The organism is Sphaerisporangium rhizosphaerae, assembly GCF_042665155.1.
Taxonomy (GTDB): Bacteria; Actinomycetota; Actinomycetes; order Streptosporangiales; family Streptosporangiaceae; genus Sphaerisporangium; species Sphaerisporangium rhizosphaerae.
The window spans coordinates 73,445-98,909 of sequence record NZ_JBHTCG010000024.1 but is presented as its reverse complement, the minus strand read 5'-3'; the positions used below and the strand labels follow the sequence as shown (position 1 = coordinate 98,909).

Here is a 25,465-nt window from a genome sequence, read left to right as displayed (position 1 = left end):
TGCTGGTCTGGCTTCCGGAGCTCAATGGGTCCGCTCCCCCATCAACGTGCCGGCACCCTCTGCGATCATGGCGGCCGCGAGGTCGCGACCGAGCTCCATGGCCGCCGAGGGATCACCGGCGGTGGACTTGCGCACCGACCGGGCGCCATCGATGGCGACCACGGTGGCGGTCAGGTTGAGAATGTGCCCGTCATCGGCCGCGTACGCACCTACGGGCGCGTGACAGCCGCCCTCCAGGGTGGCCAGCAGGGCGCGCTCGGCGGTGACGGCCGCGCGGGTGCGCGGGTCGTCCAGGACGGCGAGCAGCTCGACGAGGGCGGCGTCGTCGGCGCGGCACTCCACCGCGAGGGCCCCCTGGCCCGGCGCGGGAAGCATCTCGTCGACGTCGAAAAGCTGGGAGATCTCGGCCTGGCGGCCGATGCGCCCGAGCCCGGCGGCGGCCAGCACGACGGCGCTGAGCTCACCGGAGGTGACCTTGCCGATGCGGGTGTCGGCGTTGCCGCGGATCGGGACGTAGTCGAGGTCCGGGCGCAGCAGGCGGAGCTGGGCCACCCGGCGCGGGGAGCCGGTGCCCACGCGGGCGCCGGGCGGAAGGTCGGCGAGCGCGGCCGGGCCGACGAGCGCGTCGCGCGGGTCGTCCCTGGGCGGGATGGCCGCGATGACCACGCGCGGGTCGGGCTTGGTCGGAAGATCCTTGAGGGAGTGGACCGCGAAGTCGATGTCGCCCGCGATGAGCTTGTCGCGCAGGGCGCTGACGAACACGCCGGTGCCGCCGAGCTGCGCGAGCTGGGTCTTGGTGACGTCGCCGAAGGTCGTGACGCCGACCAGCTCGACGGTGTGGCCGGTCAGCGCGGTGAGCCGGTCGGCCACCTGCCCCGACTGGGTCGTGGCCATCAGGCTCCTGCGGGTGCCCAGGCGCAGGACGCCGAGCTTCAGTGCCTCGCCGCTCATGCGTCCTCCTCGCCTGCGTGACCGGTGACCCCGGTCTCGACGGTCTCCACCTCGGCCACGTCGGCCCTCGTCACCGCCTCCGGCACCTTCGGGTTCAGGTCGAACAGCTCGCGCAGCGCCTCGGCATAATGATCACCCGCCGGGGACGCGGCCAACCGCTTGACACGCACCGTCGGCTCGTGGAGCAGTTTGTCCACGACCCTGCGGACGGTCTGCGCGATCTCGCCGCGCACCCGCTCGTCCATCTCGGGCACCCGGGTGACCAGGCGTCCGAGCTCGGCCTCCACGACGTCGGCGGCCTTGGACCGCAGGGCCACCACCGTCGGGGTGACCTTGGCCGCGCGCTCGGCGCGCAGGTAGGCGCACACCTCGGCCGCCACGATCGCCCGGACCGCGGCGACGCCCTCGGAGACGCCGTCGCCGCCGTCGGCCTGGTCGCCGAGCCCGGCCTGCTGCATGGACTCGAGATCGACCAGCGTGACGCCGGGAACGGTGCGGACGCCGAGGTCCACGTCGTGTGGAAGCGCGAGGTCGAGCAGGAACAGCGGCTTGCCGCGCGGAACCCGCGCCACCATTTCGGTGTCGATGACAACGCTACCTGCTCCGGTGCATGAAATGACCAGGTCGGCGGCGGCGAGCTCGCGCTCGACCTCCGACAGCTCGACCGCACGGCCGCCGACGCTCTGCGCCAGGCGCGCGGCCCGCTCGAAGGTGCGGTTGGCCACCACGATGTCGGTCACGCCGGCCCGGCCGAGGGTCGCCGTGGACAGCGCGCTCATCGAGCCCGCGCCCACCACCAGCGCCCGCCTGCCCTGGAGGGGGCCGAGGACCCGCTCGGCCAGAGTGAGGCCCACGCCGACCAGCGACGCGCCCGCGCGGTCGATGCCGGTCTCGGTGTGGGCGCGCTTGCCGACGCGCAGCGCCTGCTGGGCCAGCTCGTTCAGGATGGTGCCCGCGGTGCCCTGCTCCTGGGCCAGGCGCAGCGACTGGCGCACCTGGCCGAGGATCTGCCCCTCGCCGACGACCATGGAGTCGAGGCCGCAGGCCACCGTGAACAGGTGCTCGACCACCCTGTCCTCGTAGTGGACGTACAGGTGGCGGGTGAGCTGCTCCTGGGGGACGCCGGAGTGCGCGCCGAGCATGCCGGTGACCGCGGTGACGCCGCCGTGGAAGCGGTCGACCTCGGCGTACACCTCGACCCGGTTGCAGGTGGAGACGATCATCACCTCGGACACGTGCTCGTCGCGGGCGATGTCGTGCAGCAGCTTCACTAAGGCGTCCCCGGACGCCGAGACGCGTTCGAGCAGCGCTACCGGCGCCGTCCGGTGGCTGAGACCTACCGCGAGAAGGCTCATGCGTCCATCGCCTCGGCCCAGTCCTCGGCCATCATGGGGCTCCCTGTTTCACGATCCGCTTTGCGCTGCTCATGGAACGCAAGAATCTGCAGTTCGGTCGAGAGGTCGACCTTGCGGACATCGACTCCGTCAGGCACGGTGAGCACGACGGGGGCGAAGTTCAAGATACTCGTGATCCCGGCGGCGATGACCCGGTCGGCCACCTGCTGGGCGGCCGCCGCGGGCGTCGCGATGACCACGATGGACACCCCCCGCTTGTCGATCACGCTTTCCAGCTCGTCTATGTGCTGCACGGCCATCCCCACGAGCTGCTCGCCGACCACGGCCGAGTCGGCGTCGAACAGCGCGGCCACCCGGAACCCCCGGGAGACGAACCCCCCATAGGCGGCGAGCGCGCGGCCGAGGTTGCCGACCCCGACGATGGCCACGGCCCAGTCCTGCGTCAGGCCCAGCTCGCGGGAGATCTGGTAGATCAGGTATTGGACGTCGTAGCCGACGCCGCGCGTCCCGTAGGACCCCAGGTGCGACAGGTCCTTGCGGAGCTTGGCGGAGTTCACCCCTGCGGCGACGGCCAGGTCTTCCGAGCTTACGGTGGCCGTACCCCGTTCCGCGAGTCCGTTCAACGCGCGCAGGTAGAGCGGCAGCCGCGCGACGGTCGCATCGGGGATGCCACGTTCGCGCGCGTGGGACGGGCGGCGGGTCACTTGACCGGAGCTCCAGGGGACGGGCGGCCGGTGCGCCCCGGCCGCGCTCGCGTTGCGACGGATGTCGAGGAGAAGGGCGCAGGCATCCAGGTTAGTACCTTTGTGAAGCTATGCACAAAGTGCGAGCGCCTCCTCTCGGGTCCCAACTGTCGCAGGTAGGGGTGGCGGTCCCCGATCCGGCCCCGCCACTGTGATCGGTCGCACAGAGGGGGTGCCGTTAGGCTGGGTCCATGCCTCCGCGCGACCACACGATCACCCTGCTGGGCAAACCCGGCTGCCACCTGTGCGACGACGCCAGGGCCGTCATCGAGAAGGTCGCGGCGGAGCTCGGGGTCGCCTGGGAGGAGCGCGACATCACCGCCTCCGAGGATGACCAGGCCGCCTACTGGGAGATGATCCCGGTCACCCTCATCGACGGCGTCCAGCACGACTTCTGGCGCGTCGACGAAGCGAGGCTGCGCGCCGCCCTGTCCGCCTGACGCCGCCTCCCCCGCCCCGGCTAGACCCTGAAGGCGGTCGGCAGGGGGACGACCTTGGCGGCGTTGACGTTGAGCTCGATGACGTTGGCGGCCAGCACATGGGCCACCCGCTCGCGGGCGAAGCGCTCCATGTGCGCCTGGCGCTGGTGCTCGCTGAAGGCCACCTCGTCCCGGTAGAGCTCGTACACGATGCGCTGCAGCGGGGCCGACTTGACCGCGTGGCAGACGAAGATCAGCGTGTCGGGCTCGCTGCGCTGCACGGCCTCGACGGTCTCCTCCGCCAGCCGGTCGAACGCCTCACCCGACCCGTCGATCAGCGTGAACACGGTGAGCAGGCCATAGATGCTCGGCGAGGGCCGTACGGACGGGCCCGAGGGCAGCGGCGACTCGCCCCGGCGTCCGCCGGCGACGGGGATGTCCGGCCGGCCGAGGGTCTGGTTGATCTCGTTGCTGTTGAACAGCATGCCGGTGGCCGGCATCGCGGCGTCCGGCCCGGGGGCGCGGTGCGAGCCGTTCGGCCCGGCGAGGCCGGCGGCGGGGTCGAAGGGCCCCCGCCCGTGCTGCCCGGCCGGGTCGCCGGCCCCCGGCCCCTGATGGCCGCCCGCCGGGCGGCCCGGCGCTCCCGGCATGGGCGAGCCGTACGGGCCCGCGAGCCCCGGCGCGCCCTGCCCCGGAGCGCCGCCCGGGGCGTCGGGGTTGATGAACTCGCCGGTCATCGGACCGCCATAGCCGCCCTGGCCGCCGGGCCCGCCCTGGCCTCCCGCCCCGCCGAAGCCGCCGGAGGGCTGCATGCGGGCCGCGTAGTCGACGTCGCCCGGGTCGTTGGCGCGGTACTCGGCCACCAGGTCGCCGAGCCCGGAGCGGCGCGGCGGCGACATCGCCGGAGTCGCCGGCAGCGGCCCCGACGACTCGTAGGGGGCCTCGGGCTCGGCGGGCCGGCGGCGCGCGGCGGGACGCGCGTCGTCCCAGTCGTCGTCAGGGCCGTCGCGATCCTCGTCGTAGGGGGCGAGGGGGCGGGCGACGGCGTACCAGACGGCCCCGACCATGAGGATGGTCACCAGGGCCGCGAACACGCCGGGGATCGCGAAGCGCACGGCGCCCACCAGGGCGAGGCCCGTGGGCGCCAGCACCACGCCGGCGTGCATGTTGTCGGCGTCCACGTCGTCGCCGCCGCGCCAGCGCAGGACGGCGAGGATCAGGCAGCCGATGAGGATCAGATAGGTGATGGCGTGGGCGGCGTTCAGCAGGGCCGTCGGGATGATCGTCCAGTGGGTGTCCCCGAGCGGCAGGGTCGTGGTGAACTTCTCGGGGTTGCTCACCGGGTCCAGGATCAGGATGACCGTGGTGATCAACGTGAAGGCGATGCCGAGAAGCCAGGCGGCGAACTTCGCGGGGGCTTTCACGGCGAGCATCTGGATCATGCCTATGGCCAGCCAGAACGGCGCGAGGAACGCCCCGGTGATCTGGTAGACCCTGAAGGTCACGGGCCCGAACCTCATCAGGTGCCCGATGGCGACGGCACCCAGGGCCAGGCAGAGCGCCGAGGTGGTGACGGTCCAGGCGATGAGCCAGCCGCTCCGGTCGTCCCTGAGACGTCCGACCAGGATGCCAGTGGTGATGGCGGCGAACAGCGCACCCGCGAAGGCGGTGACGGCAACGACGGCTTCCATGATGGCCCCAACTCTGCCGGACATTACCTCCAAACCGGTAGCCGGTGTCCGAAGTGCCACAGCACTCCTGTTACGCGTGGTAGTTACTGAGGCAAAGTGGATTGTGTAATTTCCCGATGATTTCTAGAGTGTTCGAGCACGCACGCGCCCTTCCCTTTGCTCCCCAGGGATACCGGATGTCGAACTCATGGTCGGTCGCCGGGCTTTCCCCACCAGGATCGGCCGACACAGTGAACCCCACCCGCGCCGCCGCCGAGCAGCGCGAACGTCCCTCCCCGGACGCCGACGAACTGCGCAGGATCGTCCTGCGCGCCAAGACCGGCGACGCGGACGCCTTCGCGGCGCTGTACGACCGCTACGTCGATCTCGTCTATCGCTATGTCTACTTCCGGGTGGGCGGCCACGCGCTGGCGGAGGACATCACCAGCGAGACGTTCCTGCGGGCCCTGCGGCGCATCGCCGACTTCACCTGGCAGGGCAGGGACTTCGGCGCGTGGCTGGTGACCATCGCCAGGAACCTAGTGGCCGACCATTTCAAGTCCGGCCGCTACCGCATGGAGGTGTCCACCGCCGAGGTGCTGGACACCCCCATGGACGGGCCGCACATCCCGGAGAACGCGGTGGTGGCGACCATGGTCAGCGAGAGCGTCCTGCGGGCCGTCCGCGACCTCAACCCCGAACAGCAGGAGTGCGTGGTCCTGCGCTTCCTGCACGGCATGTCGCTGGCCGAGACGGCGCTGATCATGGGCAAGAAGAGCGGCGCGATCAAGGCCCTGCAGTTCCGCGCGGTCCGCGCGCTCGCCAGGGCTCTTCCGGACGATCTCAATTGATCTAGGGTGACCCTCGCGAGGGATCTCCGGCCGGCGGGGCGGCCGTAACCTGATGGCTCCCCGCATCGTTGGGCATGTAGCACCTATGGATCATCGTAGTGGGCGCGGCAGGGAGCTTTCATGGGCAAGTGGGGGCCTACGCGGTGGCCGCACAGGCGTTCGTCCGCCGGCAGCCGTCGGCGCCCTCAACCCCATTTCGCGGCCCGGCTCCGCGCGATGGGCGCCGAGCCCGCCCACGGCCCGAGCCCCGACTTCCGCGCCCGGCTCCGCGAGGAGATCCTGGCCGCCCAGGTCACCGGCCCCGATCTCGAGCCGGACACCGGGCGGCGCCGTCGCCGCCCCCCGCTCCTCGTCCGGCTGCGGCCGGGCGCGCTGATCGTCGCCCTGACCGCCGTGATGGTGGTCACCGGGGTCCAGACCTACGCCTCGGTGCCCGGCGACAACCTCTACCCGATCAAGCGGGCCGCCGAGGCGACCGTGCTGAGCCTCACCACCGACGACATCGAACGCGCCCAGCGCGAGCTGACGGCCGCCCACTCCCGCGCCACCGAGGCCGCCGCGCTGCTCGGCTACCCCGACTCCCGGCGTGAGCGGCTCATCGGGCCCACCCTGGACGAGATGACCTCCACCACCCGGTCGGCGCTGTCGGCGCTCGGGCACGTCAAGCGGCAGGGGACGCACGCTCCCGCGCTCAAGCGCTTCACCAAGGAACAGCGCGACGTCGTCGAGCCGATGATCCCCCAGCTCGGCGGCGACGACCGCATGAAGGCCAGCGCCTACCTCGACATGATCGAGGACATGACCCCCTGACGGGCCCTGTGCACCCACGCGAAGGCCGGTGCGGCAGGCGCTTCCGTACGCCGCCGCGTGCCCGAACGGTCACGCCACGCTAACGCCACGTACACCGACTCCACCCCCTTCTCCCCGTTAAGCTGAGGTGCTATGAGGCGGTTACTGCGACGGCACACCGAGGCCGAGATAGCCGGGGAGGTCGCCGCGGCGGCGGCGGTGTCGTCGCCGGTCGCCGAGCCCGACCCCACCGCCGCGGCCTTCTTCGACGTCGACAACACGATGATGCGCGGCGCCTCGATCTACCACTTCGCCCGCGGGCTCGCCTCCCGCGGGCTGTTCACCACCAAGGACCTGGTGATGTTCGCGCTCGGCCAGGCCCTGTTCCGGGTCCGCGGCAACGAGAACCCCGAGCACATCGCCCGGGCCAAGGAGACCGCCCTGGCGTTCGTCGTCGGCCTCAAGGTGGACGACGTCGTGCGCCTCGGCGAGGAGATCTACGACGAGGTCATGGCCGACCGCATCTGGGCAGGCACCCGCGCGCTCGCGCAGAGCCACCTGGACAACGGCCAGCGCGTCTGGCTGGTGACCGCCACCCCCGTCGAGCTGTCCCGCGTGATCGCCCAGCGCCTCGGGCTGACCGGCGCGCTCGGCACGGTCGCCGAGACCGAGAACGGCGTCTACACCGGCCGCCTCGTGGGCGACCTGCTGCACGGCCCCGCCAAGGCCGAGGCGGTCAAGGCGCTGGCCCGCCGCGAGGGCCTCGACCTGTCGCGCTGCACCGCCTACAGCGACTCCGCCAACGACCTGCCCCTCCTCCGGCTCGTCGGCCACCCGATCGCGGTGAACCCCGACAGCCTGCTGCTTGAGCAGGCCAGGAAGAACGAGTGGGCGGTCAAGGACTTCCGCACCGGCCGCAGAGCCACCATGATCGGGCTCCCCATCGCGGCGGGCGCGGGCGCCGTGGCGGGCGGCGTCGCCGCCGCCATCGCCCTCAGGAAGCACTACCGCTCCGCCTGAGCCGACCGTCCGTGGGCGGCGCGCCGAGCGGGCATGGGCGGGCATGGAGCGGGCATGGCAGACTCGTGGCGGCCGTTTCCCGGAAAGTCGCCGCGGAGGATCACCTTGCGTCACGTTGAGCCCGAGGTCCGTCTCATCGCCCGCCCCCGGCTGGACTACGACGAGGTCGCCGGCTATCTCGCCGAGGTGGGCGGGGACAACTGGCTCGAGAGGGTCGACCGCGGCGATCTGGACGACGCGCAGAACCTCGCCGAGTTCGCCGGGCGCATCTGCTACCGCTCATGGGAGCCGGGGCTGAACCCCAACGTCACCCGCATCCGCACCGACCAGGAGGACTACCTCCGCAACATCCTGGCCAGCGCCCATGGCTCGGTGCTGGAGCACGTGAGCTTCTCGTTCGTTCTGCACGACGTCAGCCGGGTGGCCACGCACGAACTGGTCCGCCACCGGGCCGGAACGGCGGTCTCGCAGGAGTCGCTGCGCTTCGTGCGGCTGGACGACCTGCCGTTCTGGTTCCCCCAGTGGGCCCTCGCCGATCCGGAGCTGATGGAACGGGCGAGCGAGCTGCTCGGGCGGATGGAGGAGTTCCAGCACTGGATGGCCGGCCACTTCGGGCTGGACGAGCAGGGCGTGCCTTTCGGCGAGAAGAAGGCCAAGACCTCCTTCATGCGGCGCTTCGCGCCCGAGGGCCTGGCCACCGGCATGGTGTGGACCGCCAACGTGCGCACCCTGCGGCACGTCATCGAGAACCGCACGGCGGCGGGGGCCGAGGAGGAGATCCGGCTGATCTTCGGCAAGGTCGGCGAGCTGATGGCCAAGGAGGCCCCCGCCCTGTTCGGCGACTACACCGTCGAGAACGGCGTCTGGACCCCCGGCTGGCGCAAGGTCTGACCTCGGCGACGCCGCCCGGCCCTCGGGTCCGGCCCCTGCGACCGCCGGCCCTCGATCCCCGCACGCCGGCTTGGGACCCCCGCACCGCCGGCTTTCGACGCCGCGGCCGTCCTATCGCCGGCCGAGGCCGTTGAGCAGGGTGTCCACGACCAAATCGGCGGCTCGGGGCGGCTCCAGCTCGGGGAACCGGTGGGCGGCGGCGTCGACGAGGTCGTCCAGGGTGGCGCGGGCCCAGGCGACCGGCACGTCCCCGCGCAGCAGCCCCTCGTCGGCCGCCCGCTGGACGAACCTGTCGAGCCGCGCGCTCTGCGCCTGTCTGCGGACGCTCGCGGCCGGGTCGGCGCGCATCATCTTGCGCACGTCCACCGGCCACTCGCGGCTCATCGGGACGATGCCCTCCACGTAGCGGTGCAGCGCCACCGCCACCGGGGCCTCCACCAGCCGGGCCTCGTCCAGCACGCGCTCCGCGGAGTCGAGCTTGGCCTGGAAGACGGCGGCGAGCAGGGCCTCACGGGTGGGGAAGCGCCGGTAGACGGTGCGCCGGTCGACCCCGGCCTCGGCGGCGATCGTGCCCATGCTGGTCGAGGGGTCCTCGGCCAGCAGGCGGGCGCCGGTGCGCAGGACCGCGGAAAGGTTGCGCGCGGCATCAGCTCTCATGACTCCGCCACTCTACCCGTGTGTGGCACATCACATTCTCTCCGACTCATCGATGGGGCATAAAGTGGCCTTAATGTCACGTTAGTGTGTCAGTTGGCGAAGCGACGACGCGTCGCCCCACGTCAGAAGGAGAACGGATCATGAGGACCTGGCTGGTCACCGGCGGTTCCAGCGGCATCGGCCGCGACCTGGTCGAGGCCGTGCTCGCGCACGGCGACCAGGTGGTGGCGACCTCGCGCGCCCCCGAGGCGCTCGGCGACCTCGCGCGGCGGCACGACGGACGCCTGCTTCCCGTCGCGCTGGACGTCACCGACCCCGCCGCCGTCCGGGCCGTGGTGGAGGCGGCCGCCGAGCGGTTCGGCTCGCCGGACGTCGTGGTCAACAACGCCGGCTACGCCACCAGCGCCGCCATCGAGGAGTTCCCCGAGGAGGAGTTCCGCGCCCAGATCGAGGTCAACCTGTTCGGAGTCGTCAACGTGACCAGGGCCGTGCTGCCGTTCATGCGACGCCGGCGCTCCGGCCACATCGTCCAGATCTCCTCCATCGGCGGACGCGTGGGCGGCAGCCCCGGCCTCAGCGCCTACCAGACGGCCAAGTTCGGCGTCGAGGGCTTCTCGGAGGTGCTGGCCAACGAGGTGGCGCCCCTCGGCGTCAAGGTGACCATCGTCGAGCCCGGCGGCTTCCGCACGAACTGGAACGCCGGCGCGGCCACCGCGCAGGCCCCCGTCGGCGAGGACTACGACCAGACCATCGGCGAGTGGCTGCGCATGCGCGCCCGCTACAGCGGCAGCGAGCCGGGCGACCCCGCCCGTGCGGCCCAGGCGATCATCGCGGTCGTCGAGGCCGAGGAGCCGCCGCGACGCCTGCTGCTCGGCTCCGACGCCCTGACCTCCGCCCTGCGCTCCGCCGACGAACGAACCGCCGAAGCCCGCGAGTGGGCCCCCCTCACCACCTCCACCGACTACCCACCCACCCCCTGACCTCGGCCACCACCAAGCAGCCCGCACCTGAGCGTTCCAGCGCTCGGCGAAGGGACGGTTCAGGCGGACAGCAGCAACTCGGCTCGGTCGTCCTCCGACAGCCCTGCCTCGCACAGCCGGTCTCTCAACTCCCGGTGCGCCCGCCAGACCTCCGGAGAGACGCCAGGAAGGTCGTACACGTACTCCACGATGACGGCGACCTCCTCGGCGAGGCCCAGGACGAAGTGCTTGATCGCCTCGACGGCGTCTCGCAGCTCCGCGAGAGTCTCGGCGGACACCCCCGATCGAATCGGGGCATCGACGGGACCGGCGTACCAGACTTCGCCATCAAGATCGAGGGCGCGTTCCCGGCTGACGCGGAAGGTCACCCGGCGGACGGTCGAGGTCAAAGCAACCAGCCCTTTCCGGAGACATGCTCAAGATCGGCCTGCAGGTCGTTCAGCGCGCGCGAGGTGATGCCCCTCACCGGCACGCTCGCGCGAGCCACGACGACCTGACGGTCGTCGTAGAGCAAGAGTAGGCGAAACAGCGGTGTCGTCTCGGCCCGATCGACACGCATACCAAGGTCGCGGGTCAGCGTGTAGATCCGATCGCGGATCTCCTGATAGGTCGTCAGCACACCGTGACCATATGACTACGCGATGCTTACGGTCCGAAGAATCTCGGCAGTTGAACACCTCACCGTGGACTGCCCCGATCCAGCCGGGGGACCGTCTAGAAGAACGGAGGGAAGGCGTGGCCTCGTTGGAGGCGTAGGTGGTTGAGTTGCTGCTGGATGAGCTCGCGGACCTGGTCGGTGAGGTTGAAGACCAGCATCGGGTCCTCGGCCTCCTCCGGGTCGTACTCGTCGGTGCGCACCGGCTCGCCGAACTGGATCATCCACTTGGACGGCAGGGGCACCAGCCCCAGCGGCCCGAGCCAGGGGAACAGCGGCGTGATCGGGATGTAGGGCAGGCCGAGCAGCCGGGCGAGCGAACGGAAGTCGCCGATCTTGGGGTAGATCTCCTCGGCGCCGACGATGGCGCACGGGATGATCGGCACCTGGGCGCGGATCGCCGAGGCCACGAAGCCGCCGCGCCCGAAACGCTGGAGCTTGTACCGCTCGGAGAACGGCTTGCCGACGCCCTTGAAGCCTTCGGGGAACACCCCGACCAGCTCGCCCTTGCGCATGAGCCGGTCGGCGTCCTCCGGGCAGGCGAGCGTGTGGCCGGACTTGCGGGACAGGTGGCCGAGGACGGGGAGCTGGTAGACCAGATCGGCGCCGAGCAGGCGCAGCGCGCGGTGCGCGGGGTGCTCGTCGTGCAGCGCGACCTGGAGCATCAGCGCGTCGACGGGGACGGTGCCCGAGTGGTTGGCGACCACGAGCGCGCCCGACTCGCCGGGCACGTTGGCCAGGCCGGTGGTCTCGACGCGGAACCAGTGGCGGTAGAGCGGGCGGATCAGCTCAAGGAGCACCTTGTCGTTCAGTTCGGGATCGAACCCGAACTCGTCGACCTCGTACTCCCCGGCGACGCGCCGGCGCAGGAAGTCCAGCAGGGCGGCCAGGCGGTCCTCGACGGCACCCGCGCCGCCGTCGGTGGCCCGGCGCCGCGCCGCGGTGATGGGGATGACCCGGGCTGTTCCGGGCTCCTCATCACGAAAGTCATGCGGCATCTCTGTCTTCTTCACCGTCGCGCACCCCCACCCAGCACTGTCGACAGCCAGTCGATCACAGTGAGTGGCATACCGCCAAACAAGCCACGCGAGTGGAGGAAGTCGTCGAACGCCGACGCGGTGGAGAACTTGGGCCGCCAGTCGAGCTCGGCGGCGAGCCGGCCGGCGTCCACGGCGCGCCCGTAGCTCATCAGGCCGAGCTGTTCGGGGGAGAACTCGACGCGCCCGGCGCCGCGCGCCAGGTCGCCGAGGACGCGGAAGGCGGTGGAGAGCACCGGCAGGGCCGGGCGGCCACTCCTGCGCACGCACTGTGACAGGAGCATGATGCCGTCACCGGCGACGTTGTAGGTGCCGGGGTGGTCTTCCAGGGCCATGCGCCGCAGCACCTCGACGCCGTCGTCCTCGTGGACGAACTGCAGGCGCGGGTCGAAGCCGAACACCGTCGGCAACACGGGCAGCTCGAAGTAGCGGGTCAGCGGCGAGTCGACGCCGGGGCCCATGAAGTTGGCGAAGCGCAGCGTCGAGACCGAGACGTCGGGCCGCCGCCTGGCGAATCCGCGCACGTAGGACTCCACCTCGGTGGCGTCCTTGGCGTAGCCGCGGATCGGGGCGTCGACCGGTTCGGTGTCCTCGGTGAACACCGCCGGGTCGTGCGGGGACGAGCCGTAGACGGCCGTGGTCGAGCGCACCACGACCTTCCGCACCGTCGCCGACCGCTGGCACGCGCCGAGCAGCTGCATGGTGCCGATGACGTTGTGCTCTTTCATCGACGAGCGGCCGGCGGCGCCCGACGGGGCGCTCACCAGGCTCATGTGCACGACGGTGTCGATGTCCGCGGCCGCGATGACACGCGCGATGTCCGGGCTGCGCAGATCAACCCGGACGAACTCGGTGCGGCCCAGCTCGACGCCGCCGCCGCCCAGCGATTTCGAGGACGGCGGCGCGGTGTCCACTCCGATGACCCGGTCGATGTCCGGGTCGGCAGCGAGGACGCTCGCCACCCGGGCACCGATGTGCCGGGAGACTCCCGTGACGAGCACGGTGTGTGTCATCGCCGCCTCGCAGAATCACTCGCTCGTGGTCGCGCTCGGCTCGGGCTCACCGGGATGGCGATGGTGAGATCGGCCCGCCCGGCCCGCCGCTCTGCGTTGTCGGTCCGCGCTACTACTTCTTGTTACGCCGCTGGATGCGGGTCTTCTTGAGAAGCTTGCGGTGCTTCTTCTTCGCCATGCGCTTACGACGCTTCTTGATCACAGAGCCCACGGGACCCCCAGGTGAAGGTAGGTTGGTCAACATCAATGCGCGCGAGACGGCGGGGTCGCACACCACCCGCGGCCCGGACGCGCCGTAGGCACGGCACACCTGAACCACGGGACGGCGCCTCGCCAAGGCGCACACCGATCCAACAGCCTACCGGCGATTCGCGGTCGATCGCTCCCTGGGGGGAACCCGCGTGGCCGCCGGACGTCAATGACCGGCGACCGGACGACGCGGGCGGCCGGCCGCCCACCCCGCTTCCGGTCAGGTCCGCGTCATCGCGGACCCCGCGTTCGACATCAGCGAGTTCGGCGAACGACCGGTGATGTCATCACTGATCCATTCAACCCGCTTCGATGAACGCATCCCTGAGGTAGTCGTGCACCGCCTGCTCGGGCACCCTGAAGGATCGCCCGACCCGGATGGCCGGTAACTCGCCTGAGTGAACCAGCCGGTACACCGTCATCTTGGACACCCGCATGACGGTGGCGACCTCTGCCACCGTCAGGAACTTCACCTCGCTGAGAGGTCTTTCGCCTGCACCCATCGGACGCCTCTTCCGCACGTGTTTCCGGGTTATCCCCACTGGTGCCATTGCTCACGCACGTGTACTGCTGTCAGCGTAGAACGCGACTCCGATCGCGCAAACCCCCTATTCCATCAGTGATCGGAGACTCCTGCCACCAGAACGGGAGAAGTCGCTGGCCAGCAGCCAGGCCGAGCCCTGATCTCGATCTGTCACTCGGTCCAACCGTGTCCCATTAGAGTCGCTTGGGATCACAAAAAAGTTGGCAAACGGTCGACGCGCCAGACCCAATACACGCGCGAAACGGAAGTTAGGGACAGACCGGAATAGGTGCCGATCGCCTCACAGGTCACTCTCGACCCGTGCGATCAGATACGAGGTCAACGGAGCGTAGTGCCGGGGGAACACATTGTCGTCCAGCGGCACGGTGACGGCGATCTTGCCCTCGGCCTCGCCGACGAACAGCCCGGGGTCGTTGCTGTCGGCGAATCCGACCGTCTCGACCCCCGCCTCGCCGGCCGCGCCCGCCCACCCGTGGTCGGCGATCACCAGATCGGGCCGCTCCCCGTCGAGCCGGGCGAGCATCGCCTGCATCGGCGCCGGGTCGTGGGAGTGCACCAGCGCGCCCCCGTCTGCCAGCACGGCCACCTCGTCGAAGTACATGACGCGGCGCTTGCGGCCCAGGCCGCCGCTGGAGATCATCAGGCCCTCCGCCGGGGTGAGCAGGGTCGCGCCGCGCGCGGCGGCGAAGCGCGCGAGGGCGAGGTGGATCGTCATGATCCCGGTGGGGTGGCCGGTGGCGATGATGATGCGCGGGTCGGGCTTGCGCAGCGCGGCCGCGATGCGCGCGGCCATCCCTTCGAGGGCGTCGATGGTGCGCTCGGGGTCGATGGTGTCCTGGCCCGCCCGGTGCTCGGGATCGTCGATCACGCCGGCGGACTTGGCCATGAGCGCGAGCACGTCCCGGTAGGTCCACTCGTTGTCGAAAGTGAGGCCGAACATGTAGTACGGGTCACCGAGGGCGAGGGAGCGGTAGTGGTCGAGGTTGTTCTCCCGGCTGGTCGCGATGTTCCCGGCGATCTTCGTGTCCACCAGGTGCTGGGTCAGCTCACTCCTTGTGGGTGGGCTCGCGGTCTGCATGATCATCTCCGTGCGCTCAGCGGCCGGCCGGCGTCCACGGCGTCACGCCGGCGGCTCGACCAGGCAGGACCACGGCGCTGGGTCACCCCGTGGAACGACGGATCACCGCGCGGATCGCCAGGAGCGCTCGATCGACAGGTCCCACACGATCGTAACCATCTGACAAATGACGAAATTCCGTTTTCTTCGGGAGCCGGTGGCGGGGAGAGTGGGCACGGCCCCTTCTGCCTAGTCTGCGCCTGCGGCTCCGCGGGCGGGCCACCGGGCGCGCTCAGGGCATCGGATCGAGGCCGTGGAGGGGGAAGACGGCCTTGCGCGTCGCCATGATCGCGCGGTCCACCGGGTCCGCCGGGTCGTACCCCGCCGAGAAGTCGTGGTAGTCGGGCCGGCGGCCGTCGGTCATGTGCAGCGGCGGCACCTCGCCCGTGCGCAGCGCGACGTACTCGCGCCAGCTCTCAGGAGTGACCGTCTGCGGGTCGACCGGCTCCCCGGCCGCCTCGGCGATCAGGTGGCTCCACGCGCGCGGCACCACCTGGACCAGCTCGTACCCTCCGCCGCCGGTGGCCACCCACCGGCCGCCCGCCGTCTCGTGCGCCAGAGCGTGCAGCGCGGCGTACGCCTGCCGCTGGCAGTCCAGGCTGAGCATGAAATGAGCCAGCGGGTCCAGCGCGTGGCCGTCGCACCCCTGCTGGCTGAACAGCACGTCGGGCTGGAACTCGCGCAGCAGCGGCGGGACGACCGCGTGGAAGGCGCGCAGCCACCCCGCGTCGCCGCACCCGGCCGGGAGCGCGAGGTTGACGGCCGTCCCGTCGACGCCGGTCTCGCTGGGGAAGCCGGTGCCGGGGAACAGCGTGCGCGGGCTCTCGTGCAGGCTGATCGTCAGCACCCGCGGATCGTCGTAGAAGATCGCCTGGACGCCGTCGCCGTGGTGGACGTCCACATCGACGTAGGCGACGCGGCGCGCGCCCTGCTCCAGCATCCAGGCGATGCCCGCCGCCGGGTCGTTGTAGACGCAGAAGCCGCTGGCCGCGCCCGGCATCGCGTGGTGGAGCCCGCCGGCGATGTTCAGCGCGTGCTCGGCCGCTCCCGTCCACACCGCCCGGCACGCCTCGATGGAGGCGCCGGTGATCAGCGCGGACGCCTCGTGCACGCCGGCGAAGGCCGGGTTGTCGACCGTGCCGAGGCCGCAGGACAGATCGGGCAGCCCGGTCGCCGAGACGCGCTTGACCGCCTCGATGTAGTCGCGCCGGTGCACCAGGGCGAGCTCGTCGTCGGTCGCCGGCGCGCAGCCCACCATCTCGACCTTGTCCAGCACCCCGAGGTCGCGCGCCAGCGCCATCGTCAGCTCGACGCGGATCGGCGCCAGGGGATGCCCGGGCCCGAAGTCGTAGGAGATCAGCTTGTCGTCCCAGACGACCCGCACGGACCGGCTCATTCGATCACCAGCTCTCCGCGCCACCCCATGAAACGACCGTACCGCACGAGGGATCGGTTCATTCGGCGCGCAGGGCGATGACCGGGTCGAGCCGCGCCGCGCGGCGGGCGGGCGCGACGCCGAAGAAGACCCCGACGCCCGCCGAGACCCCGAACGCCAGCGCCACCGACCACCAGGTGATCGCGGCCGGCACCGGCGAGACCGCCTGGATCAGCAGGGAGCCGCCCACGCCGATCAGGATGCCGATGACGCCGCCGATCGTGGTGAGCAGCACCGCCTCGATGAGGAACTGCCCGAGCACGTCGCGCTGCCGGGCGCCGAGCGCCTTGCGCAGGCCGATCTCGCGCGTGCGCTCCCGCACGCTCACCAGCATGATGTTGGAGACGCCGACCCCGCCCACCAGCAGCGAGATGCCGGCGATGGCGGCCAGGACGCCGGTCAGCATGCCGAGCACGCTGCCGATGGTGCCGAGGAGCTGCGTCTGGGTGACCGCGCTGAACCGCTCGCCCGGGTAGCGGCCCTCAAGCCCGCGCAGGACGCGCTGCCGCAGCGGCTCGATCTCGTCCGGGCCGGAGGCCCCGACCGCGATGCCGTTGATCCGCGACAGGCCGATCAGGCGCTGCGCCGTGGTGACCGGGACGTGCACCTCCTGGTCCCGCGCCACGCCGAAGGTCGCGCCCACCGGCTCGTACAGCCCGATGACGCGGAAGCGCACGCCGGCGATGGTGACCTGCCGGCCGATCGGGTCGAGGTCCCCGAACAGCTTGGCCCCGACCTCCGAGCCGAGCACCGCGACGCGCCGCCGGGTGTCCACGTCGGTCCCGCTGAGGTACCTGCCCCGGCGCAGCGGGCGTTCGAAGATGTTCGGCAGGTTCTCGTCGGTGCCGGTGATGGTGGCGAAGACCTCGGTGCGGCCCACGCGCACCGACTCCCCGGAGTTGACCGCGACGGTGACCTTGCCGGGGTCGCCGACCACGCGGCGGACGTAGGCGACGTCGGCGAGGTCCAGGCGGCTCTGGGTGGGGGCCGCGCCGAGCCCCACCTGGCCGGGCACGACGAGGATGATGTTGCTGCCGAGCCCGGCGATCTCCCCCTCGACCGCCTCCTTGGCGCCGGTGCCGATGGCGACCAGGATCACCACGGCCGACACGCCGATGACGACGCCGAACATCGTCAGCGCGCTGCGCAGCCGGTTGACCCGCAGCGCCTCCAGCGCCATGCGCAGCGCCTCGGCGCTCCTCACGGCCGATCACCCCGGACCGGCCCGTCCCCGGCGGCCGGGCCGCCCCCGCGAACCGGGCCCTCAGGGCGAGCCGGCCCCCCGTCCCGGTCGGCGCGCCCGGGCGGCGCCGCCGGGGCGTCCCGTTCGTCGCGTTCGATGACGCCGTCGCGGACGTGGACGCGGCGGCGGGCGAGGTCGGCCACCTCGCGCTCGTGGGTGACCAGCACCACCGCCACCCCCCGCTCGGAGTTCAGGTCGGCCAGGATGCCCATCACCTCCCGGCCGTTGCGGGAGTCGAGGTTCCCGGTCGGCTCGTCCGCCAGCACCACCTTGGGATCGCCCACGAGGGCGCGGGCGATGGCCACCCGCTGCTGCTCGCCGCCGGACATCTGGGAGGGCCGATGGTCCAGGCGGTGCGCGAGCCCCACGGCCGACAACGCCCGCCTGGCCCGCTCCCTGCGCTCGGCCCGGCCCACCCCCCGGTACACCAGGGGCAGGGCCACGTTCTCCAGCGCGGAGGTGCGCCCGAGCAGGTGGAAGGACTGGAACACGAAGCCCACGGCCTGGTTGCGCAGCTCGGCGAGGCCGGTGTCGTCCAGCGTGGACACCTCCACCCCGTCCACCCGCAACCTGCCCGAGGTGGGCCGGTCCAGGCAGCCGAGCAGGTGCATGAGCGTCGACTTGCCCGATCCGGACGGGCCGACGATGGCGACGAACTCGCCGTGGTCGATGCGCAGGCTCACCCCGCGCAGCGCGTCCGCCGACACCCCCTCCAGCTTGTAGGAGCGGGTGAGGTCGACGGCCTCGAAGGCGAGGGCCGGCGTCGCGGCGTCCCGCGCCCGCCGGTCCTCCGGCCGCGGCCGGCCCGCGGCCGTCATGTGAGCTTCTGGTCCTGCCGCACGGTGTCGGCGCCCTTGACGACGACCCGCTCCCCCGGCGTCAGGCCCCGGGCCACCTCGACCAGGGCGTCGCCCTGGGCGCCCAGCTTGACCACCCTGCGCTCCGCCGTGCCGTCGGCGCGCACGACCCACACCACGGTGTCCCTGCCGCTGGTGACGACGCTCGCCGCGGGCACCGCCACCGCGTCGGGCGACTCGCGCACGGTCAGCCGGACGACGGCGCTCATGCCCGGTTTGGGGGGTGGCGCCTGCCCGCCGTCGTCGTAGACGCCCTCGCCGAGGGTGAGCCGCACGGGGTAGCTCACCCCGCCGGTGGTGCCCTCCTTGGGCGTCACGCCCACGCCTGCGACCTTCGCCCGGTAGGTGGCCCCGGAGACGGCGTCCAGTTCGGCTTCCGCCTTCACGCCGCGGGTGATCAGGAGCACGTCGGTCTCGTCCACGTCGGCGGACAGCGTCAGCCGCGAGACGTCGGTCACGGTGGCGATGGCGTCGCCCGCCGCGACCGGCACCCCGGCGGCGATCGCGCCCGCGGAGCCCGCGGCCGCCGCGCCGCCGCCGGACGCGCGCACGGCGGCTCCGGCCTGGCCGGACAGGCCCGCCGGGAGTTGGCCGAGCAGGGAGCCGAGGCCGGAGGCGCCGCCGCCGGACGGCCCGCCCAGCGTGACCACCCCGTCGAAGGGCGCCTTGATCGTCAGGCCCTTCACCGTCGCGCCCGCCACCTTCACCGCGGCCCTCGCCTGGCTCCTGGACGCCGCTTGGAGCGAGGACATCGACGCGGCGAGCCCGCCGAGCCCCGTGCCGATCTGGCCGCTGACCTGGGAGAGCGTCTGGTTGACCGACCGGGTGAGGCTCTGGGTGATCTGGTCGAGCGCCGCGCGCTGGGCGCGATGCTGGGTCTCGGCGGCGGCGACGGCGGCCAGGAGCTGCGCGCGCACCCGCCTGTCCTGGATCTTCCCGGCCGCGGCGCGGGCTCTGGCGAACCCGCGCGCCACCTCGCGGTCGAGGGGGGCGGTGAGGTTCGGACCGGCGAGCCGGATGCTCGGGGCCGGCGCCGCGCCGCCGAGCCGCACCGGCCTGGACGCCTGCCGTTCGGCGCGGCGCGCCTGGTCGAGCTGGTCCTTCGCCTGCGGGGAGCTGATGCGGGCGAGGATCTCCCCCTTGTCCACCGTGTCGCCGTCGCGGACGTACAGCTTCGCGACCGTGCCGGCCGCCGGGGATCGCAGGATGGCCGTGGCGCGGGCGCCGACGGTGCCGGGGGCCTCGACGACCTCGCTGACGGGGGCGCGCCGGACCTCGCCGATCTGCGCCTTGGGCGTCTCGTCCTGGGTGCAGGCCGACACGAGCAGGGTGAGACCGATGAGAAGCGGGGGGATACCGCGACGGATCGTCACCCGGCCCATCGTAGGAGGGAGATCCCCGGCCCGGCTTGGGCCCCCGCGCCGACCGGGACGGGCGGTATCGGCGGGCCCGGGACCGGCCATGCGGGCCCGAGTACCGCCGAGGCGCCCCCGCTGCCGCTCACGCAGGACCGGAACCGCACCCGGCGGGCCCGGGCCGCTCAGGCGGTCTGAGGAGCCGCTCAAGCGGGTCTGCGGGAGCCGCTCAAGCGGGTCTGCGGGAGCCGCTCAGACGGGTCTGCGGGAGCCGCTCAGGCGGTTTCGGGGACGCGGCGCAGGCGCCGGATCGCCGGCACCGACAGCAGCAGGACGCACCCGCAGGCGGCGACGACCGAGGAGATCGTGAGCACCTGGCCCGCGCCGAGCACCGAGGCCGCCGGCCCGCTGAGGGCCTGGCCGACCGGGATCGCCATGACCGAGCCGGCCACCTCGTAGGCGTGGACGCGGTTCAGCACCTCCGGCGCCACCTGCGTCTGGACGCTGGTCATCCACATGACGCCCCAGAAGGCCGACCCCGTGCCTGCGAGGAGGTGGCAGGCGGCCATCACCGGCAGCGGGAGACCGAGCGTGATCGACAGGGGCTGGAGGGCGAGCAGGAACAGCGCCGTCGCGCCGGCGGCCAGCGGCCGGGCGGGTTTGAGGCGCATGGCTATGACGCCGCCCATGATGGTGCCGGCGCCGTAGGCGGAGGTGACGAAGCCGAAGCCGGTGGCGTCGTAGGCCTGGCTCACGAGAAGGGCGCCGAGCGGGGTCACCGGCCCGAAGACCGCGATGCCCATCACCGCCCAGACGAGGATCACCCCCCACATCCATGTGCGGGAGCGGAACTCCCGCCATCCCTCCTTGAGGTTGCCGAAGACCGTCCCCTCCCGGGCCGCGGGGGGAGCCCCGCGCAGCCGCAGCAGGGCCAGGCAGAGCGCGCTGACGCCGAAGCCGGCGGCGTCGATCAGGAAGACCACGCCGACCTCCGCGAAGGCGACCAGCAGGCCGGCGACCGAGGGGCCGATGAGGAGCATGAGCGACTCGGAGGTGCGCTGGGTGGCCACCGCGCGCTGGACGTCCCTGGCGATGCGCGGCACCAGGCTCGCCAGTCCCGGCTGGAACATGGCGGCGGCGATGCCGTTGACCGCCGAGATGGCCATGAGCTGCCACAACGCGGGGGTGCCGGTGAGGAAGAGCACCGCCGTGACGGTCTGGGACACAAGGCGCGCGAGGTCGGCGCCGACCATCATGCGGCGCGGGGTGAAGCGGTCGGCGAAGACCCCGCCGAACAGCACCAGCGCGGCCATCGGCACCGTCGAGGCGGCCAGCGTGTAGCCGATGCCGCTCGCCCCGTACCCGGCCCGCAGGACGCCGAGCGCCATCGCGACCGGCACCATGGCCGTGCCCAGCATCGAGACCGACCTCGCGGTGAAGAACAGCCGGAAATCGCGCGTCCACACCGCGGGCCCGGCGGGCCGTCCGTCCACAGCCGCCGTCATCGTGCCCCCATGCCCGCCGCCCCTTCCACCGGCCACGGGCACTCTATTAGCAAACTTTCCTAACGGTTACGCCGCCCCCCGCCATGGGGCCTCACGACGGTTTGCGGGTGGTCCATAGTCGTATTGGCGGAATGTCGGAACTAGGGTGTTCGCCGTACCAGGTAACTTCTCGCCCCGGAGGCAGATCTCTTGACGGCGACACCCGCGGACCCCCGGTGGGCCCGGCTCAAAGAGCGGTTCGCGTCCATCGACAGCGACGGCGACGGGTTCATCACCGACGCCGAGTACCTCCAGCACTTCCCGCACCTGCCCGCCGAGGCGCTGGGCGCGCTGGAGCGGGAGGCCGACGCCGACGGCGACGGCCGCATCTCCTTCGAGGAGTTCCTCCGGCTGGTCCCCGAGAACGACTGACCCGGGAACCTCTCCCCGGAGAGGACCGGGCCGGAGCGACCGGCGTGTGAGCGGCCGGCGTGTGAGCGGCCGAACCGAAAAGGACCGGCCCGGGACGACCGGCCCGCGCGGGCGGCGGGGCGCGCGAGGCGCCCGGCGCCCGCGACGGGGTCAGCCGGCCGCGAGCTGGCGGCTGCGGTCGCGGGCGGCCTCGATGGCCGCCAGGAAGGCCGCCCGGACGCTGTGGCGCTCGAGTTCGGCGATGGCCGCGATGGTGGTGCCGCCGGGCGAGGTGACCGCCTCGCGCAGGATCACCGGGTGCTCTCCGGAGTCGCGCAGCATGATGGCCGCGCCGACGATCGACTGGGTGACCATGTCCAGCGCCGCCGCCCGGGGCATGCCGAGCAGGATGCCGGCGTCCACCATGGCCTCGACCAGGTAGAAGAAGTAGGCCGGGCCGCTGCCGGACAGCGCGGTCGCGGCGTCCTGCTGCGACTCGGGGATGCGCAGCACCTTGCCGACCGGCGACAGCAGGTCCTCGGCGTGCCGCAGGTGCGTCTCGGCGGCGTGGGCGCCGGCCGAGATGACGCTCATGGCCTCGTCGACCAGCACCGGGGTGTTGGACATCACGCGCACGACCGGGACCTCGTCGCCGAGGCGCGACTCGACGAAGGAGGTCGTGATGCCGGCCGCCACCGTGACCACGAGCTTGCCGGCCGGGACGTGCGGGGCGATCTCGGTGAGCAGGGCCGCCATGTCCTGCGGCTTGACCGCCAGGATCAGCGTCTCGCCGATCTTGGCGGCCTCGCTGTTGGACACGACCCGCACGCCGTGGCGCTCGCGCAACGCCTGGGCGCGCTCCTCGCGCCGGGCGGTCGCCACGATCTCGTCCCGCTTGACGCCGGCGCGCAGCAGCCCTGACAGCAGGGCTTCGCCCATCTTGCCGGTTCCGAGAATCGCGATCATCTCAGCGCACCTCGTGTAGGAGTCGGGGAACGCTCGAAGCCTACCGACTCCCGCGCGGTCGCCGCCGTCCCAGGGACCGGGCCAGCAGGGCGAGGTTCGCCGGGCGGCGGGCCAGATGGCGGGCCAGGTGCGGGTACCAGTCGGCGCCGTAGGGGACGCGCACGCGCACGCGGGTGCCGAGGGCGGCGAGCCGCGCCTGCTCGGCCGGCCGCACGCCGTAGGACATCTCGTACTCGACGCCCTCGCGCTCGTTCAGCACGGCGAGCGCCGAGGCGACCTCGATGAGCCGCCGGTCGTGGGTGGCGACCACCGGCCGGCCCTCGCCGGCCATGAGGGCCTTCAGGCAGCGCACGTACGAGCGGTCGACGGCGGCGGCGTCGCGGTGGGTGACGGCGACGGGGCCGTCGGCGTGACCCCGGCGAAGCCGGACGCGGCCGGCGGCGAGCCCGCGGCAGTGCTCCTCGGCGCGGCGCAGGGAGGCCAGGACGGTGACGCCGGTGGCGGGGTGCTCGTCGAACAGCGCCGCGTGGACGCGCAGCGCGGCCTCCGCCATCGCCGGCTCCTCGGCCTCGACCGTCACCGTGGCGCCCACGTCGAGGGCGGCCTGGCAGACCCGTGAGGCGTTGCGGCGTGCCAGGTCGTCGTCGAGGCCGAGCCCGAGGGACGACAGCCGCAGCGACAGGTCGGCGCCCTTGGCGACGCCGCGGCGGGCGAGCGCGTCGAGCAGGGTGAGCCGGTCTTCGACCGCGCGGGCGGCCCGTCCGGAGTCGCGCGCCCGCCCGTCCAGATGGTCCAGCGTCACCAGCAGGCCGTCGGCGACCAGCCCCGCCGCCACCGAGGCGGCGTCCTCGGGGCCGTCCCCGGCCACGTAGCGGCCTGTCAGCGCCCGGACGACCCCGGCGTTCCTGACGACGCTCTCCACGCGGTCGCTGCCCGAGGCAGCAAGCAGAACCTGGCGCAAAACCATCGGCACCCTTCCCGGCACGACGACTGGACGGCTGATGGGGGAAGACCTCCCCACCCTACGGCGGTTCAGGCGCCGATCACCGGAGGCGACCGCATGTTGCGGTTTGACAACCAACTGAAAACAGCCGTCGTCTTATAACCGTTTTATACGCATGATCTACCCGAAGGTGCCATAAGTCGGTTCCAACGATGGAGCCGCCGGCGTCGAAGGGGTAGATCGTTGAAGAAGATCCTCATAGCGCTGGCCACAGCCGGCCTGGGTCTGAGCGGAGCGCTGATCGCGTCTCCCGCGACGGCCGGGACGCAGCAGGCGCCCGACCACACGACTCCCGCCCCCCAGTGGGCACAGTGCGCGGACCTGCCCGAAGGCATCGAGTGCGCCACGGTCGCCGTGCCGCTCGACTACTCCCGCCCGTGGAGCAGGACCGTCAAGATCGCCGTCACCCGCAAGAAGGCGACCGACACCGCCCACTACCAGGGCGCGATCCTGTTCAACCCCGGCGGTCCCGGCGGCAGCGGCCGGGCTTACCCCGTCGTGATGCAGACCCGCCTCGGCGCCGCCCTGGCCGCGCAGTACGACCTGATCGGCTTCGACCCGCGCGGCGTCGGCGCCAGCGAGCCGGCGCTGAGCTGCGACCCGCACTTCTTCGACCCGGTGCGCCCCGACTACATCCCCTCCACCTTCGCCGAGGAGGCCGCGTGGGTGAAGCGGATGCAGGGCTACTCCAAGGCCTGTGACGCCGCCCACGGCGAGCTGCTGAGGCACATGACCACGGTGGACGCCGCCAAGGACATGGACGAGATCCGCAAGGCCCTCGGCCAGAAGCAGATCAGCTACGTCGGCTACTCCTACGGCACCTACCTGGGCGCCACCTACGCCACCCTGTTCCCGTCCAAGGTGCGCCGCCTGGTGCTGGACAGCATCGTCAACCCCGAGCGGGTCTGGTACGACGCCAACATCGACCAGAACCACGCCTTCGAGGCCCGCGCCAAGGACTTCTTCGCCTGGATCGCCAAGTACGACGCCACCTACCACCTCGGCACGAACGGCGCCGACGTGGAGAAGGCGTTCTACGCCACCCGCGCCAAGCTCAAGGCCACCCCCGCCGAGGGCAGGGTCGGCCCGGACGAGCTCGACGACACCTACCTCGCGGGCGGCTACCTCAAGAGCCGCTGGCCGCTGCTGGCCAACGCCCTGTCCAAGTACGTGGCCGGTGACACCGCCCCGCTGGTGGCGGCGTACGGCACCTACGGCGACAGCAGCGGCGACGACAACGGCTTCGCGGTCTACTCGGCCGTGGAGTGCAGCGACGCCCGCTGGCCGCGCGACTGGGGCACCTGGCACCGCGACTGGTGGGAGTCCTACCGCACCGCTCCGTTCCTGACCTGGGGCAACGCCTGGTACAACGCGCAGTGCCAGTCGTGGCCCGTGCGCGGCGGCCACCCGGCGCGCATCGACGGCCGCGCCATCAAGAACGCCCTGTTCTTCCAGGACACCAAGGACGCCGCCACCCCGTACCAGGGCGGCGTCGAGATGCACAAGCGCTTCCCGTCCTCGCGCCTGGTCGTCATGGACGGCGGCGGCAACCACGGCCTCACCGGCCGGGGCAACGCCTGCATCGACGACATCTGGAAGGCGTACCTGACCGACGGCACGCTGCCGGCGAGCCTGCCCGGCCCCGACGCGCACTGCGCGCCGTTCCCCGACCCGGTCCCGCCGGCGGCGGCCACGACCCTGCGGTCCGCGCCGACCTCGGCCGACGACGACTGGGCCCCCGGCGAGCGCTGACCCGCAGGCACCACAGAA

At 72.0% G+C, this 25,465-nt stretch carries 27 protein-coding genes; 8 read left to right on the top strand and 19 right to left on the bottom strand.

Annotation, left to right across the window (positions count from 1 at the left end; translation table 11 throughout):
- Positions 1 to 21 precede the first annotated feature (21 nt).
- The 3 genes from hemC to ACFQSB_RS28525 are packed head-to-tail and all read right to left on the bottom strand — an operon-like array spanning position 22 to position 3,010.
- On the bottom strand, positions 22 to 951 hold the full coding sequence (gene hemC, locus ACFQSB_RS28535) for a hydroxymethylbilane synthase (RefSeq protein WP_380829977.1): 930 nt from the start codon (positions 949 to 951) through the stop codon (positions 22 to 24).
- Positions 948 to 2,306, bottom strand: coding sequence for a glutamyl-tRNA reductase (locus ACFQSB_RS28530; protein ID WP_380829976.1), 1,359 nt, complete (start codon positions 2,304 to 2,306; stop codon positions 948 to 950). The genes hemC and ACFQSB_RS28530 overlap by 4 nt, the downstream gene beginning before the upstream one ends.
- The gene (locus ACFQSB_RS28525; protein ID WP_354837795.1) at positions 2,303 to 3,010 is read right to left on the bottom strand and encodes a redox-sensing transcriptional repressor Rex; all 708 of its coding nucleotides are present in this window, start codon (positions 3,008 to 3,010) and stop codon (positions 2,303 to 2,305) included. Before ACFQSB_RS28525 ends, ACFQSB_RS28530 begins: the two co-directional genes overlap by 4 nt.
- A gap of 230 nt (positions 3,011 to 3,240) precedes the next feature.
- On the opposite strand from ACFQSB_RS28525, the gene ACFQSB_RS28520 reads away from it, so the two are divergent.
- Entirely contained in the window at positions 3,241 to 3,489 is a 249-nt protein-coding gene (locus ACFQSB_RS28520; RefSeq protein WP_354837793.1) for a glutaredoxin family protein, read from the top strand.
- 20 nt (positions 3,490 to 3,509) lie between these two features.
- Here the strand turns inward: ACFQSB_RS28520 and ACFQSB_RS28515 are convergent, their stop codons facing one another.
- Positions 3,510 to 5,159 carry an antibiotic biosynthesis monooxygenase gene (locus tag ACFQSB_RS28515; RefSeq protein WP_380829975.1) on the bottom strand — a complete coding sequence of 550 codons (1,650 nt, stop codon included), beginning with the start codon at positions 5,157 to 5,159 and terminating at the stop codon, positions 3,510 to 3,512.
- Positions 5,160 to 5,389: 230 nt separating this feature from the next.
- Between ACFQSB_RS28515 and ACFQSB_RS28510 the strand changes: the two genes are divergently transcribed.
- From ACFQSB_RS28510 to thyX, 4 genes are all read left to right on the top strand, one after another.
- Positions 5,390 to 5,989, top strand: a complete 600-nt coding sequence (locus tag ACFQSB_RS28510; protein ID WP_354837789.1) for a sigma-70 family RNA polymerase sigma factor — start codon at positions 5,390 to 5,392, stop codon at positions 5,987 to 5,989.
- A 216-nt stretch (positions 5,990 to 6,205) separates the two neighbouring features.
- Positions 6,206 to 6,799 carry a DUF5667 domain-containing protein gene (locus ACFQSB_RS28505; RefSeq protein WP_354837787.1) on the top strand — a complete coding sequence of 198 codons (594 nt, stop codon included), beginning with the start codon at positions 6,206 to 6,208 and terminating at the stop codon, positions 6,797 to 6,799.
- A gap of 132 nt (positions 6,800 to 6,931) precedes the next feature.
- Positions 6,932 to 7,798 carry an HAD family hydrolase gene (locus ACFQSB_RS28500; RefSeq protein ID WP_380829974.1) on the top strand — a complete coding sequence of 289 codons (867 nt, stop codon included), beginning with the start codon at positions 6,932 to 6,934 and terminating at the stop codon, positions 7,796 to 7,798.
- Positions 7,799 to 7,903: 105 nt separating this feature from the next.
- Positions 7,904 to 8,689 (top strand): FAD-dependent thymidylate synthase, encoded by a 786-nt coding sequence (gene thyX / locus ACFQSB_RS28495; RefSeq protein ID WP_354923176.1) that lies wholly within the window; start codon positions 7,904 to 7,906, stop codon positions 8,687 to 8,689.
- A gap of 111 nt (positions 8,690 to 8,800) precedes the next feature.
- Here the strand turns inward: thyX and ACFQSB_RS28490 are convergent, their stop codons facing one another.
- Complete coding sequence (locus tag ACFQSB_RS28490; RefSeq protein ID WP_380829973.1) at positions 8,801 to 9,346, bottom strand: TetR/AcrR family transcriptional regulator; 546 nt, start codon at positions 9,344 to 9,346, stop codon at positions 8,801 to 8,803.
- 140 nt (positions 9,347 to 9,486) lie between these two features.
- On the opposite strand from ACFQSB_RS28490, the gene ACFQSB_RS28485 reads away from it, so the two are divergent.
- Complete coding sequence (locus ACFQSB_RS28485) at positions 9,487 to 10,326, top strand: oxidoreductase (RefSeq protein ID WP_380829972.1); 840 nt, start codon at positions 9,487 to 9,489, stop codon at positions 10,324 to 10,326.
- A gap of 59 nt (positions 10,327 to 10,385) precedes the next feature.
- On the opposite strand, the gene ACFQSB_RS28480 is transcribed toward ACFQSB_RS28485, so the two are convergent.
- The 12 genes from ACFQSB_RS28480 to ACFQSB_RS28425 all read right to left on the bottom strand — a co-directional run bounded on the left by ACFQSB_RS28480 (position 10,386) and on the right by ACFQSB_RS28425 (position 21,336).
- Positions 10,386 to 10,715 (bottom strand): hypothetical protein, encoded by a 330-nt coding sequence (locus ACFQSB_RS28480; RefSeq protein ID WP_380829971.1) that lies wholly within the window; start codon positions 10,713 to 10,715, stop codon positions 10,386 to 10,388.
- Complete coding sequence (locus ACFQSB_RS28475; RefSeq protein WP_380829970.1) at positions 10,712 to 10,945, bottom strand: hypothetical protein; 234 nt, start codon at positions 10,943 to 10,945, stop codon at positions 10,712 to 10,714. Before ACFQSB_RS28475 ends, ACFQSB_RS28480 begins: the two co-directional genes overlap by 4 nt.
- Positions 10,946 to 11,040: 95 nt before the next feature.
- A complete protein-coding gene (locus ACFQSB_RS28470) occupies positions 11,041 to 11,979 on the bottom strand; it encodes a lysophospholipid acyltransferase family protein (protein WP_380829969.1) in 939 nt (312 codons plus the stop codon).
- 11 nt (positions 11,980 to 11,990) lie between these two features.
- Positions 11,991 to 13,031: an NAD-dependent epimerase/dehydratase family protein gene (locus ACFQSB_RS28465; protein WP_354837773.1), complete on the bottom strand. Its 1,041-nt coding sequence runs from the start codon at positions 13,029 to 13,031 to the stop codon at positions 11,991 to 11,993.
- A 112-nt stretch (positions 13,032 to 13,143) separates the two neighbouring features.
- Complete coding sequence (locus ACFQSB_RS28460) at positions 13,144 to 13,242, bottom strand: 30S ribosomal protein bS22 (protein ID WP_018654693.1); 99 nt, start codon at positions 13,240 to 13,242, stop codon at positions 13,144 to 13,146.
- 337 nt (positions 13,243 to 13,579) lie between these two features.
- A complete protein-coding gene (locus ACFQSB_RS28455) occupies positions 13,580 to 13,783 on the bottom strand; it encodes a helix-turn-helix domain-containing protein (RefSeq protein ID WP_030456159.1) in 204 nt (67 codons plus the stop codon).
- 321 nt (positions 13,784 to 14,104) lie between these two features.
- Positions 14,105 to 14,902, bottom strand: a complete 798-nt coding sequence (locus tag ACFQSB_RS28450; RefSeq protein WP_380829968.1) for a phosphatase — start codon at positions 14,900 to 14,902, stop codon at positions 14,105 to 14,107.
- A 271-nt stretch (positions 14,903 to 15,173) separates the two neighbouring features.
- Positions 15,174 to 16,337 (bottom strand): acetoin utilization protein AcuC, encoded by a 1,164-nt coding sequence (locus ACFQSB_RS28445; protein WP_380829967.1) that lies wholly within the window; start codon positions 16,335 to 16,337, stop codon positions 15,174 to 15,176.
- Positions 16,338 to 16,395: 58 nt separating this feature from the next.
- Positions 16,396 to 17,580, bottom strand: coding sequence for an ABC transporter permease (locus tag ACFQSB_RS28440; RefSeq protein WP_354837762.1), 1,185 nt, complete (start codon positions 17,578 to 17,580; stop codon positions 16,396 to 16,398).
- Positions 17,577 to 18,437 carry an ABC transporter ATP-binding protein gene (locus tag ACFQSB_RS28435; RefSeq protein WP_380829965.1) on the bottom strand — a complete coding sequence of 287 codons (861 nt, stop codon included), beginning with the start codon at positions 18,435 to 18,437 and terminating at the stop codon, positions 17,577 to 17,579. The genes ACFQSB_RS28440 and ACFQSB_RS28435 overlap by 4 nt, the downstream gene beginning before the upstream one ends.
- Positions 18,434 to 19,849, bottom strand: a complete 1,416-nt coding sequence (locus ACFQSB_RS28430; RefSeq protein ID WP_380829963.1) for an efflux RND transporter periplasmic adaptor subunit — start codon at positions 19,847 to 19,849, stop codon at positions 18,434 to 18,436. The genes ACFQSB_RS28435 and ACFQSB_RS28430 overlap by 4 nt, the downstream gene beginning before the upstream one ends.
- A gap of 257 nt (positions 19,850 to 20,106) precedes the next feature.
- Positions 20,107 to 21,336: an MFS transporter gene (locus tag ACFQSB_RS28425; RefSeq protein WP_380829962.1), complete on the bottom strand. Its 1,230-nt coding sequence runs from the start codon at positions 21,334 to 21,336 to the stop codon at positions 20,107 to 20,109.
- Between the two features lie 189 nt (positions 21,337 to 21,525).
- Here ACFQSB_RS28425 and ACFQSB_RS28420 point away from each other — a divergent pair, with 189 nt between their 5' ends.
- On the top strand, positions 21,526 to 21,747 hold the full coding sequence (locus ACFQSB_RS28420; protein ID WP_354923147.1) for an EF-hand domain-containing protein: 222 nt from the start codon (positions 21,526 to 21,528) through the stop codon (positions 21,745 to 21,747).
- Positions 21,748 to 21,897: 150 nt separating this feature from the next.
- On the opposite strand, the gene proC is transcribed toward ACFQSB_RS28420, so the two are convergent.
- Together proC and ACFQSB_RS28410 are read right to left on the bottom strand one after the other, a co-directional pair.
- Positions 21,898 to 22,692 (bottom strand): pyrroline-5-carboxylate reductase, encoded by a 795-nt coding sequence (gene proC, locus ACFQSB_RS28415; protein WP_354837751.1) that lies wholly within the window; start codon positions 22,690 to 22,692, stop codon positions 21,898 to 21,900.
- A 40-nt stretch (positions 22,693 to 22,732) separates the two neighbouring features.
- Positions 22,733 to 23,659, bottom strand: a complete 927-nt coding sequence (locus ACFQSB_RS28410) for a proline dehydrogenase family protein (protein ID WP_380829961.1) — start codon at positions 23,657 to 23,659, stop codon at positions 22,733 to 22,735.
- Between the two features lie 219 nt (positions 23,660 to 23,878).
- Here ACFQSB_RS28410 and ACFQSB_RS28405 point away from each other — a divergent pair, with 219 nt between their 5' ends.
- Positions 23,879 to 25,447: an alpha/beta hydrolase gene (locus tag ACFQSB_RS28405; RefSeq protein WP_354837747.1), complete on the top strand. Its 1,569-nt coding sequence runs from the start codon at positions 23,879 to 23,881 to the stop codon at positions 25,445 to 25,447.
- The last annotated feature ends 18 nt before the right edge of the window (positions 25,448 to 25,465 follow it).